Here is an 11,605-nt window from a genome sequence, read left to right as displayed (position 1 = left end):
GGGAGCTTAGTTAAGTGCGGAGGCGATAGGGTTCATGGCGACGGCTTTCGCGTCGACCGGCATGCCCGGCATAAACACTTTCTGCATGCCGTCGACGATCACCCGATCGCCGTTTGCCAACCCTTTCTGCACGATGCGCAATCCTTCGGCCATGCGGCCCACGTCGATGTCGCGGCGCTGCGCCTTGCCGTCTTTATCGACGATGTAAACGAACTTGCGGTTCTGGTCGGTCATCACCGCTTTATCGTCGATCAGCATGGCGTTGAATTCGGCGCTGCCGGGCATCTGTACCCGGGCGAACAGCCCCGGCGTGAAGCGGCGATCGCGGTTGTCGAGCAGGGCGCGCATGCGGATGGTGCCGGTCCCGGCGTTCAGCTGGTTATCGGTGAAATCCACCAGCCCCTGATGCGGGGTGCCGTCTTCGCCTACCAGGCCGACTTTCACCGGCAGGCGCGCGTCGTGCCGGCCCTGCTGCTGATAGCGCAGGAAGGTGGCTTCATCCACATCGAAATAGACGTAGACCTTGTCGAGCGACACCAGCGTCGTCAGCACGCTGGCGCTGTCGCCGGCGGTGACCAGGTTGCCGGCGGTGATCATCGCGCGGCTGGCGCGCCCGTCAATCGGCGCGGTAACGCGGGTAAAGTCGAGATTCAGCTGCGCCATGTCGAGCTGGGCCTGTGCCGCCAGCACGTTGCTTTGCGCCTGCGCGGCGGACGACCGACGCTGCTCCCAGACTTCCTGAGAGATGGCCTGAGTGCCGATCAGTTTCTCGGTGCGCGAGGATTCGCTGCGCGCCAGGGCGGCCTGGTTGCGTGCCCGCACCAGCTCTGCCTGCGCCTGTTCGCGCGCGGCGCGGTAGGTGCGATCGTCGATGGTGAACAGCACCTGGCCTTTTTTCACCTCGTCGCCTTCGGTGTAGTTGACCCGTTCGATGTAACCGGAGACCCGTGGGCGCAGTTGCACGCTTTGCACCGCTTCGACCCGGCCGTTGAACGCATCCCACTGGCTGATCGGCTTGACCACCACGCTGGCGGCGCTGACCACCGGCGGTGGTGGCGGGGCATTGTGCGCGACGCTGTTGTCGCATCCGGCGAGCAGGGCGGCCAGCAGCGCCACCCCGGAGAGCCGCTGGCCCAGAGCGACGGCGCGCGTGCGGCCGCCGGCGTTGAACGATGAGTTTGGTTGATTTGCCATTATTTTTATTCCGATAAGTAAGCGCGGTCAGACCCCATACCCGGCCCTGTTCTCCGGGATTCGCCCCGCGCCGGCGTACGGTGAGGGGGCGGCTGTGCCGTGCAGCGGCGCAGCGTTAGGTTTTGAAACACATTGGTGTCACATTAATGTATCAATATCGGTTACATTAATTGGGTGGAGTATAGTGGCGGCTTTCCGGTAAATGCAATAATAAAAATTGCATTTAAAGCGAAACTGTTGCAACGTATGTGCATCGGGCAGAGGGTGACCCTGCCGAATGATGGGAGCATCAGCATGAACACTACGGGCTTTATTACCGATTTGAAGGCGTGGATCGACAACAATCTGGAAGAGAAACTGGATATCAACACCGTGGCGGACCGCGCGGGCTATTCCAAATGGCATCTGCAGCGCATGTTCAAACGCCAGACCGGCTACGCGCTGGGGGAGTATATCCGCATGCAAAAACTGAAAGTGTCGGCGGAACGCCTGGCCAACAGCGGCGAGCCTATCGTCAGCGTGGCGATTTCGCTCGGCTTCGACTCACAGCAGTCGTTCAACCGCAGCTTCAAACGTCAGTTTGGCCAAACGCCGGGCGACTGGCGCCGCGCGTTGGCGCAGCCGGCGTCTATGGGTCGCACGCACCACTGAGCGGTTGGCGAGTGGGGATAAAAAAGCCTGAATTTGCGTTCGGGCTTTTTTGTCTATGTGGAACGAGGGATTGATTCGCTGCGCTCACCCTGCGGGCCGCCGTTGGCGGTCCAAAACGCAGGCGTTTTGTCGAACCCTGTCGAGGGTTCTCACCCTCCCGGTCGGTGCGTTATGCAAACAAAAAAGCCTGAACTTTCGCTCAGGCTTTCTCGTTAGAATATGGCGGTGAGGGAGGGATAGATTCGCTGCGCTCACCCTGCGGGCCGCCGTTGGCGGTCCAAAACGCAGGCGTTTTGTCGAACCCTGTCGAGGGTTCTTACCCTCCCGGTCGGTGCGTTATGCAAACAAAAAAGCCTGAACTTTCGCTCAGGCTTTCTCGTTAGAATATGGCGGTGAGGGAGGGATTCGAACCCTCGATACACTTTCGCGTATACACACTTTCCAGGCGTGCTCCTTCAGCCACTCGGACACCTCACCATATTTTTTTGTTGCGAAATCATCGCTGCAACGGGGCGCTACTATAGGGAGTGGGGCCGATCCGGTCAAGAATAATTTCTGTGTTTTTGTTCGTCCGCTCAAGCCGTGCGCACTTTGCTGAAAACTGCGGCGAACGGCAGGGCAGATGTCATGAATGGGCGAGAAAATCAGCGGTAAGGTTCGTGGATAACCGGCGGAAATGGGGATCGCGGTCGCAGAGGGGGGGATGCGTAGTGCACCATGCAAAAAAAAGCCTGGACGCGAATCCAGGCTTTCTCTTTGAATTTGGCGGTGAGAGAGGGGTTCGAACCCTCGATACACTTTCGCGTATACACACTTTCCAGGCGTGCTCCTTCAGCCACTCAGACACCTCACCGTTTTGTTGCCGAAAACGCGTTGCGCTGTCGACGGGCGCTAATGTAGGAGAATCTGATCTCAGCGTCAACCCTCTTATTTCATTCTCATGACTGTTTAGCCAAACTTGCAGCAATTTGCTGATTTACCGAACGATATTCCCACTCTTGGCCACCGGCGGGCAGGGCAGGCAGCGGTTGGAATCCATGAAAGACGATTACTTGACCTTTTTCTGTACAGATAGCTCAATATATCGCCATTGAGATTGGTCTGTTTGCTGTTATATGCATTAATACTGGATTATTAGTCAGATGTGTCGCTAAATGGAATCATGTCGGCGCGGCGTTTTTGGCAAGGAACATCACGACGCCGCGCAGATTGCCGGGTGACAGGCCGGCGATATCGCAGACAGGGACAGACTCATTACATAATAATGCAGTAGAGGTTCGTTTTGACTCCTTCAGATGCCATGCCGGCGCCGCAAGCGCGCCATGCCATTCCCCCCGGTGCGGGGGCGCTGTTCTTCATCCAGATCTTCGCCACGCTCGGCTTCGCCGTGCTTTACTCTACGTTGGTGCTATACGCCACCAAGCGGCTGGGCTTCAACGAAAGCAGCGCCAACGCCATGATGGGCGTATTCGGCGCCTTCAACTATGGCCTGCACATGTTCGGCGGTTACCTCGGCGGCCGATTCCTCAGCAACCGCAATCTGTTCGTGCTCGGCATGGTGCTGCAGGTGATCGGCTGCGCGCTGATTGCCGTCGCGGGCGTGTGGGGGCTGTACTGGGGGCTGGCGATGTTCCTGACCGGCAGCGGCCTTAACGTCACCTGCATCAATATGATGCTCACCCAGCGTTTCAAGCCGGACGATGATCGGCGCGAATCGGCGTTCCTGTGGAACTACGCCGGTATGAACCTCGGGTTCTTCGTCGGCTTTACCGTCGCCGGGTATTTCCAACTGACGGAAAACTACCGCGCGCTGTTCCTGTTCGCCACGCTGGGCAACGCGGCGGCGATCATCGTCGCCGTCTGCCGCTGGCGCATTCTGGCGGATCTCAATACCCCGCTGCACGACGCCAGCCGCAGCCAATACCGTTGGCGCATGCTGGTCGGGCTGGCGGTGCTGGTGGCGCTGGTGCCGATCATCCGCGTGATGCTGACCCACGCCGAGTTCAGCGGCCACTTCGTGATCGTGCTCGGCGCGCTGATCTTCCTGATGCTGTGCGTGGTGACCCTGCGCCACCATCCGCGCGATGAGCGCCGCAGAATGGCGGCCTATCTGATCCTGGCGCTGGGCTCGCTGGTGTTTTGGGCGCTGTATCAACTGGCGCCGATGGGGCTGATGCTGTTCTCCGAGCACAACATCAACCTGAACGTTTACGGCATTCAGGTGGCGCCGCAGTGGATCCAGAACATCAACACGCTGGTGATCGTGGTGGGCGGCCCGCTGCTGGCCTGGTGGTTCAACCGCCTGCGCGCTCGCGGTTGCAACATCGACATTCCGCTGCAGTTCTCCGGATCGCTGTTCTGCATCGGCTTGGGCATGCTGGTGCTGCCGCTGGGTATCAGCATGGCGGGCGGCGACGGGCTGGTGGCATTCAAATGGATCGTTATCAGCTATGTGCTGCAAAGCGTCGGTGAATTGATGATCTCGCCGATCGGTTACGCCATGATCGGCAAGCTGGCGCCGCCGCGTTATCAGGGCGTGATGATGGGCTGCTGGATGATGGTGACCGGCGTCGCCTCGGTGCTGGCGGGCTACGTCTCCGGCCTGATGCCGGAAAACAGTGGCAGCACGCCGCTGCAAACCAATCCCGGCTACAGCGAAATCTTCAGCGCGCTGGGCTGGGGGGCGACGGGCGTCGGCGTAGCGATGCTGATTTTAATTCCGCTGCTGCGGCGCCTTATCCGGCGCGACGGCCCCTCTGCCGCCTGATTGATGAGTATGCACAACAGCCCCACTGGTCGGGGCTGTTTTTATTTTGGGCTTTAACGCTTGCATCCGGCGGCGAATCGCGGAAGGCTGGAGGAAAACCAATAAAAACAAACGGGAGCCCCGCAGTATGAACATCATATATTACCACCCCTTGTTCAACGCCCAGGAATGGCTGGCCGGCATCAAGCAACGCCTGCCGCAGGCCGAGATCCGCGAGTGGCAGCGCGGCGACGAGCGGCCGGCCGATTATGCGCTGGTGTGGCGCCCGCCGCACGAAATGCTGGCCAACCGTCGCGATCTGAAAGCGGTGTTCGCCCTCGGCGCCGGCGTTGACGCGATCCTCGATCAGGAGCGCAAACACCCCGGCACGCTGCCCGCCGGCGTGCCGCTGCTGCGGCTGGAGGATACCGGCATGGCGCAGCAGATGCAGGAATATGCGCTGAGCTATGTGCTGCGCTATTTCCGTCGTTTCGACGAGTATCAGGCGCTGCAGCAGCGGCAGGAATGGCAGCCGCTCGATCCGCACTCGCTGGACGATTTCACCATCGGCATCCTCGGCGCCGGCGTGCTGGGGCAGAGCGTGGCGCGCAAACTGACCGAGTTTGGCTTCAGCGTGCGCTGCTGGAGCCGCAGCGCCAAACAGATCGATGGCGTGCAAAGCTTCGCCGGGGAGGCGCAGCGTGCGGCCTTCCTCGACGGCGTCAAATTGGTGATCAACCTGCTGCCCAATACGCCGGAAACCGTCGGCATCCTCAACCGCGAGCTGTTCGCGCAGTTGAGCACGGGTGCCTATCTCATCAACATCGCGCGCGGCGCGCATCTGGTGGAGGCCGATCTGCTGGCGGCCCTGGAGCAGAGGCAACTGGCCGCCGCCACGCTGGACGTGTTCGCCCGCGAGCCGCTGCCGCAGGATCACCCGTTCTGGCGTCATCCGCGTGTCACCATTACCCCGCATATTGCTGCCATCACGTTGCCGCAGCAGGCGATGGATCAGATCGCCGCCAACATCCGTGCGCTGGAGGCGGGGCACGCCCCGGCCGGCGTGGTCGACAGGCAGCGGGGATACTGATCCTTCAGCCGCCGTTCGGTAACTGATAAGCTGTTATCGTCATCGCGCCTGTCCGTACCTTTGCGGGCGGGCCCTCTGGAAGGAGAAACAATGTACCCCGTTGATTTGCATATGCACACCGTCGCCAGCACCCACGCTTACAGCACGCTGCACGATTACATCGCCGAAGCCCAGCAGAAAGGCATCAAGCTGTTCGCCATCACCGATCACGGCCCGGACATGGCCGATGCGCCGCACTACTGGCACTTCATGAACATGCACGTCTGGCCGCGCCTGGTGAACGGCGTGGGCATCTTGCGCGGCATCGAAGCCAACATCAAAAACCTGCAGGGCGACATCGACTGCACCGGCCCGATGTTGACCGCCACCGACGTGATCATCGCCGGTTTCCACGAGCCGGTGTTTGCGCCGCAGGATAAAGCGTCCAATACTGAAGCGATGATCGCCGCGATGGCGCAGGGGGACGTGCATATCATCAGCCACCCCGGCAACCCGCGCTACCCGATCGACATTCCCGCCGTCGCGGCGGCGGCGGCCAAATACGAGGTGGCGCTGGAGCTGAATAACTCGTCGTTCACCCACTCCCGCAAGGGCAGCGAGGCCAACTGCCGGGCGATCGCCGCCGCGGTGCGCGATGCCGGCGGCTGGCTGGCGCTGGGCTCGGATTCGCACGTCGCCTTTTCGCTGGGTAACTTTGAGCACTGTGAGCGCATTATCGAAGAGGTGGGCTTCCCGCAGGAGCGCATTCTCAACGTTAGCCCGCGCCGGTTGCTGGACTTTCTCGAGCGGCGCGGCAAGCCGGCGATTGCGGAATTGGCCGATTTGTGACATCGTCCCGGCAAAATTTTCCGTATTGTATAAGGCCTTATCATGAATGAGTTTTCGATTGTCTGCCGCGTGCTGGGTACGCTGTTCCACCGTCAGCCGCAGGATCCGCTGTTGGTGCCGCTGTTCGCGCTGATCAAAGAGGGCAAGCTGCAGCAGCACTGGCCGCTGGAGCAGGATGACCTGCTGAAGCGCCTGCAGCAGGGTTGCGACGTCAACCAACTGGCGACCGACTTCAACGCGATGTTCGTCGGCAGCGAATGCAGCGTGTCGCCGTTCCGCTCCGACTACGTCGAAGGCGCCAGCGAAGCGGAAGTGCGTACCTTCCTGCAGCAGCGCGGCATGCCGCTGGCGGAGGCGCCGGCCGACCATTTCGGCCAGCTGCTGCTGGCGGCGTCCTGGCTGGAAGATCAGTCGCAGGAAGATGAAGCACAGGCGCAGATCGCGCTGTTCGACGAGTTCCTGCTGCCGTGGTGTGGCCGCTTCCTCGGTAAAGTGGAAGCGCACGCTACCACCGGTTTCTACCGCACGCTGGCGCTGATGACCCGCGACGCCATCCAGGCGATGCGCGACGAGCTGGCGGAGTACGAGCAGGACGACGAAGCGGGCGACGAAGAAGCGTAACACCGCAGCCATCCCGGCGGGCCGTCCGGCCCGCTAAACACAGGTTTGCATCCCCCAGACGTAAATTGACAAAAGATCCCCTAATCTGGCAGTTTACCGTCGGTTCGGCCGCGCCTGCGCGCCGCGCTTTTTCACGCAAGGGGTAGATGATGAAAAGTAACTGGATGCAGCAGATTCAAACGTTGATCGGGCAGAAGGCCGGCGCGATGGGCGGAGCGGAAGGCATCGGCAAGCTGCTGGCGCCCACGGCGCTGGGCGGCCTGGTCGGCGTGCTGTTGGCCAATAAATCCTCGCGCAAGCTGGTGGGCAAGTTCGGCAAAAATGCGCTGATCGTCGGCGGCAGCGCGGCGGTGGGCGCAGTGCTGTGGAACAAGTACAAGCAGCGGGTGAAAGAGACCCATCAGGGCGAACCGCAGTTCGGTTTGCAAACCACGCCGGTGGATCTGCGCGCCAAACGCCTGGTGCAGGCGCTGGTGTTCGCCGCCAAGAGCGACGGCCATATCGATGCCGACGAGCAGCGCGCCATCGATCACAGCCTGGCGCAGCTGCAGGTGGGGGAGGAGGCGCAGGGCTGGGTGCAAGAAGCGCTCGATCAGCCGCTCAACCCGGAATTGATCGCCCGCAGCGTGCAAAACGAAGACGAGGCGCTGGAGGTTTACTATCTGAGTTGTCTGGTGATCGACGTCGACCACTTTATGGAGCGCGGCTACCTCGATGCGCTGGCGCAGGCGCTGAAGATCCCGGCGGACGTCAAGCAGGGCATCGAGAGCGACGTCAACGAGAAAAAGCGCGAGCTGGCATAGCGCCGCTTGGCAAGCCGGGGGGAATCGTGTCACTCTTGCCGCAATCTATGTAAGCGGATGATTTAGCAATGATGACCCCACCGAAAGCGGAAAAACGCCCTTATCCCATCACCATCCACGGCGACACGCGCGTGGATGACTATTACTGGCTGCGCGACGACGAGCGCGCAGACCGCCAGGTGCTGGACTACCTGCAGGCGGAAAACGCCTACACCGATGCGATGCTGAAACCGCAGCAGGCGCTGCGCGAAACCCTGTACGAAGAGATGGTGGCGCGCATCCCGCAGCAGGAACATTCGGTGCCATACGTGCGCCACGGCTATCGCTATCAGACGCGCTATGAGCCGGGCAACGAATACGCGATTTCCGTGCGCCAGCCGCAGGCCGAGAGCGAGCACTGGGAGGTGCTTATCGACGGCAACCAGCGCGCCGAGAACCACGAGTTTTACACCCTGGGCGGGCTGGACGTGAGTCCCGACAACCAGCGGCTGGGGGTGGCGGAGGATTTCCTGTCGCGCCGCCAGTATGACATTCGCTTCAAGAACCTGGCCGACGGTAGCTGGGCGGACGAAGTGTTGGAGAACACCTCCGGCAGCTTCGAGTGGGCCAACGACTCCTCGACGGTCTACTACGTGCGCAAGCACGCCAAGACGCTGTTGCCGTATCAAGTCTATCGCCACGTGGTGGGCAGCGATCCGCAGCAGGACGAGCTGATTTACGAAGAGCGGGACGATACTTTCTACGTCGGGCTGGAGAAGACCACCTCCGAGCGCTTTATCCTGATCCACCTAAGCAGTACCACCACCTCGGAGATCCTGCTGCTGGACGCCGATCGTGCGGACGCCAAGCCGCAGCTGTTCATGCCGCGTCGCAAGGATCATGAGTACGCCATCGATCACTATCACCAGCATTTCTACATCCGCTCCAACAAGGACGGCAAGAACTTCGGCCTATACCAAAGCGAACAGGCGGACGAAGCGCAGTGGCAGACGCTGATCGCCCCGCGCGCCGACGTGATGCTGGAGGGCTTCAGCCTGTTCCGCGACTGGCTGGTGGTGGAGGAGCGCAGCGCCGGCCTGACACTGCTGCGCCAGATCCACTGGCAGACTGGCGAAGAGAAGCGCATCGCCTTCGACGATCCGACTTACACCACTTGGCTGGCGTATAACCCGGATCCGGAGACCGTGCTGCTGCGCTACGGCTATTCGTCGATGACCACCCCGACCACGCTGTACGAGCTGAACATGGACAGCGGCGAGCGGACGATGCTCAAACAGCAGGAAGTGAAGAACTTCACGCCGGAAAACTACCGCAGCGAGCGAGTGTGGGTGAAGGCGCGCGACGGCGTCGAGGTGCCGGTCTCGCTGGTGTATCGCCAGGACCGCTTCCAGCGCGGCGCCAACCCGCTGATGGTGTACGGCTACGGCTCCTACGGTAGCAGCATGGATCCGGCGTTCAGCGCCAGCCGCCTGAGCCTGCTCGATCGCGGTTTCGTGTTCGTGCTGGCGCACATTCGCGGCGGCGGCGAGCTGGGGCAGCTGTGGTATGAAGACGGTAAGCTGTTCAACAAGCAGAACACCTTCAACGATTTTATCGACGTGACGGAAACGCTGGTCGCCCAGGGGTACGGCGACGGCAAGCGGGTGTTCGCCATGGGCGGCAGCGCCGGCGGCCTGCTGATGGGGGCGGTGATCAACCAGGCGCCGCAGCTGTTCCACGGCGTGGTGGCGCAGGTGCCGTTCGTCGACGTGGTCACCACCATGCTGGACGAGTCGATCCCGCTGACCACCGGCGAATACGACGAGTGGGGCAACCCAAACGAGCAGGCCTATTACGACTATATCAAGCAGTACAGCCCGTACGATCAGGTGAAGGCACAGGCATACCCGCATCTGCTGGTGACCACCGGCCTGCACGATTCGCAGGTGCAGTATTGGGAGCCGGCCAAGTGGGTGGCCAAGCTGCGCGAGCTGAAAACCGACGATCGGCAGTTGCTGCTGTATACCGACATGGATGCCGGGCACGGCGGCAAGTCCGGGCGCTTCAAGGCCTATGAGGATATTGCGCTGGAGTACGCCTTCATTCTGGCGCTGGCGGAGTAACGGTATTCGGCGGGCGGCCTCTGTGCCGCCCGCCGTGTTAGCCAATCAGATAGTATTTCAGCGTGTGCTTCATGTCCGGGCTCAGATCGTCGATGGATTTCAGCATCCAGCGCAGATAGCCGGGATCTTCCTGGGCGATGCGATCGATCTCCTGCCCGCGATACTTGCCGAATTTGAACTTCTTCAGCAGCACCGGTTGTTCGGTGATCTGCACCATTTGCTCCGGCGTCCAGCCCGAATCCTTGATGATGCGTTGCAGCAGCGCGGCGGTGACGTAGCAGTCATACAGCGCGCGGTGCGGGTACAGCGTGGCGTCTGCCGGTAGCTGCACGTCCAGGTTCAGCGCATAGCGCAGATATTGGTTGCCGTACTTGATGTCCGGATACAGCGTGCGCGCCAGCTTGAGGGTGCAGATCCAGGCGCCGTTCATCTCCGGCAGCACGCCGCGATCGAAAGCGGCGTTGTGCGCCACGTAGTAGGGGCTGCCCTGATAGCGGCCGATCGCCACCGCGATGCGCGGTTTGCCTTCCACCATTTGCTCGGTGATGTGATGAATCGCCATCGCGTCGAGGCTGATGGGGCGATCCGGGCTGACCAGATCGCTCATCGGGTTGGTTAACTGACCGTCGAGCAGATCGAGGGAGGCCACTTCCACCACGCCGCCGTCCAGCCCGCAGGTCTCGGTATCTATTACGCGTAACGTCATGTTTTCCTCCGCGTTGCCGTCAGCCCTCAGCTTAACCGGCACAGGCGGCCGTGCCAACCGCGCCTTGCTGCTGGCAATAAAAAACCCGCCTTGGCGGGTTTAATGACGGATGGAAGGACGCTTACTCACCAGACGGATGCGCTTTTTTGGCGCGTTTCTCCGCACGTTTCTCAGCTGGGGTTTTCAACGGCTTCTTCTTCGCATTCTTTTTGCTATCCATTCCCTTACTCATGATGGCCTCTCGTTACCTATGATTGGGTGGCTTGCTCAGCCATTAACCGCCTAAAGCCAAAAGGATGCAAGCGGCAAAGTGCAGGTTTAGGTTAACCGGCTGTTTGCGCATGAAATTTTGTTTTTGGATGACCGGGTGTTAAAAATAAACATTATGTTATAATATTACACTTTTGGTATTGGGAGAGCGCAATGACAGTCATGACGTTACCGGATGCGCAGCAACTGCTGGCCATGCCGGATTCTGATTATATGAACTCGGTTCAACGGGCGTTTTTCCGCCAGCTGCTGCAGGATGAGCGGCAAAAGCTGCTGCTGCACATTGATGAGCTGAAAAAAGAGATCGACGGCGGTGAAGCGACGGGCGATGAAGCCGACAAGGCGGCGCGCGAAGAGGATCTGCGCCTGCTGTTCCGCCAGTTGGATCGCGAAAGCCGCCTGCTGCCGAAAATCGATGCGGCGCTGGCGCGATTGCAGAACGGCGAGTACGGCTACTGCCGGGAAACCGGCGAACCTATCGGGCTGGCGCGCCTGCTGCTGCGCCCGACGGCGGAGCTGAGCATCGAGGCGAAAACCGCACAGGAGATGCGTGAGCCGCATATGCGCAAAGGTGGCTAATTGAGTCCCGCCGGG

Annotated in this window: 10 protein-coding genes, 2 tRNA genes and 1 other RNA gene; 8 read left to right on the top strand and 5 right to left on the bottom strand. The window is 60.9% G+C overall.

Annotated features, from left to right (window positions below; translation table 11 throughout):
- Nucleotides 1-6: 6 nt before the first annotated feature.
- Complete coding sequence (gene sdeA, locus ACUTSC_RS05435; RefSeq protein ID WP_048233429.1) at nucleotides 7-1,194, bottom strand: multidrug efflux RND transporter periplasmic adaptor subunit SdeA; 1,188 nt, start codon at nucleotides 1,192-1,194, stop codon at nucleotides 7-9.
- Between the two features lie 294 nt (nucleotides 1,195-1,488).
- Here sdeA and ACUTSC_RS05430 point away from each other — a divergent pair, with 294 nt between their 5' ends.
- Complete coding sequence (locus ACUTSC_RS05430) at nucleotides 1,489-1,845, top strand: helix-turn-helix domain-containing protein (RefSeq protein WP_004928813.1); 357 nt, start codon at nucleotides 1,489-1,491, stop codon at nucleotides 1,843-1,845.
- Between the two features lie 220 nt (nucleotides 1,846-2,065).
- On the opposite strand, the gene ACUTSC_RS05425 is transcribed toward ACUTSC_RS05430, so the two are convergent.
- The 3 genes from ACUTSC_RS05425 to ACUTSC_RS05415 form a co-directional block, all read right to left on the bottom strand.
- Nucleotides 2,066-2,185: non-coding RNA, RtT sRNA (locus tag ACUTSC_RS05425), on the bottom strand.
- Nucleotides 2,186-2,232: 47 nt separating this feature from the next.
- Nucleotides 2,233-2,322 (bottom strand) — tRNA-Ser (locus ACUTSC_RS05420).
- Nucleotides 2,323-2,608: 286 nt separating this feature from the next.
- Nucleotides 2,609-2,698: transfer RNA gene (locus ACUTSC_RS05415), tRNA-Ser, on the bottom strand.
- A gap of 447 nt (nucleotides 2,699-3,145) precedes the next feature.
- Here ACUTSC_RS05415 and ACUTSC_RS05410 point away from each other — a divergent pair.
- The 6 genes from ACUTSC_RS05410 to ACUTSC_RS05385 all read left to right on the top strand — a co-directional run bounded on the left by ACUTSC_RS05410 (nucleotide 3,146) and on the right by ACUTSC_RS05385 (nucleotide 10,035).
- Entirely contained in the window at nucleotides 3,146-4,612 is a 1,467-nt protein-coding gene (locus tag ACUTSC_RS05410) for a peptide MFS transporter (protein ID WP_049202801.1), read from the top strand.
- A 127-nt stretch (nucleotides 4,613-4,739) separates the two neighbouring features.
- On the top strand, nucleotides 4,740-5,681 hold the full coding sequence (gene ghrA, locus ACUTSC_RS05405; RefSeq protein WP_197767615.1) for a glyoxylate/hydroxypyruvate reductase GhrA: 942 nt from the start codon (nucleotides 4,740-4,742) through the stop codon (nucleotides 5,679-5,681).
- 90 nt (nucleotides 5,682-5,771) lie between these two features.
- On the top strand, nucleotides 5,772-6,509 hold the full coding sequence (locus ACUTSC_RS05400; protein WP_049202798.1) for a phosphatase: 738 nt from the start codon (nucleotides 5,772-5,774) through the stop codon (nucleotides 6,507-6,509).
- 42 nt (nucleotides 6,510-6,551) lie between these two features.
- Entirely contained in the window at nucleotides 6,552-7,130 is a 579-nt protein-coding gene (locus ACUTSC_RS05395; RefSeq protein ID WP_197767616.1) for a molecular chaperone TorD family protein, read from the top strand.
- Nucleotides 7,131-7,279: 149 nt separating this feature from the next.
- Nucleotides 7,280-7,933 carry a tellurite resistance TerB family protein gene (locus ACUTSC_RS05390; protein WP_038875883.1) on the top strand — a complete coding sequence of 218 codons (654 nt, stop codon included), beginning with the start codon at nucleotides 7,280-7,282 and terminating at the stop codon, nucleotides 7,931-7,933.
- A gap of 68 nt (nucleotides 7,934-8,001) precedes the next feature.
- Nucleotides 8,002-10,035: a S9 family peptidase gene (locus tag ACUTSC_RS05385; RefSeq protein ID WP_445653163.1), complete on the top strand. Its 2,034-nt coding sequence runs from the start codon at nucleotides 8,002-8,004 to the stop codon at nucleotides 10,033-10,035.
- Nucleotides 10,036-10,072: 37 nt separating this feature from the next.
- On the opposite strand, the gene exoX is transcribed toward ACUTSC_RS05385, so the two are convergent.
- The gene (gene exoX / locus ACUTSC_RS05380; protein WP_004928833.1) at nucleotides 10,073-10,741 is read right to left on the bottom strand and encodes an exodeoxyribonuclease X; all 669 of its coding nucleotides are present in this window, start codon (nucleotides 10,739-10,741) and stop codon (nucleotides 10,073-10,075) included.
- Nucleotides 10,742-11,164: 423 nt separating this feature from the next.
- Here exoX and dksA point away from each other — a divergent pair, with 423 nt between their 5' ends.
- On the top strand, nucleotides 11,165-11,590 hold the full coding sequence (dksA, locus tag ACUTSC_RS05375; RefSeq protein ID WP_033653830.1) for an RNA polymerase-binding protein DksA: 426 nt from the start codon (nucleotides 11,165-11,167) through the stop codon (nucleotides 11,588-11,590).
- Nucleotides 11,591-11,605 lie beyond the last annotated feature (15 nt).

It is taken from the genome of Serratia sp. TSA_105.2 (genome assembly GCF_052692115.1).
This window is presented reverse-complemented; position numbering and strand designations above follow the sequence as displayed.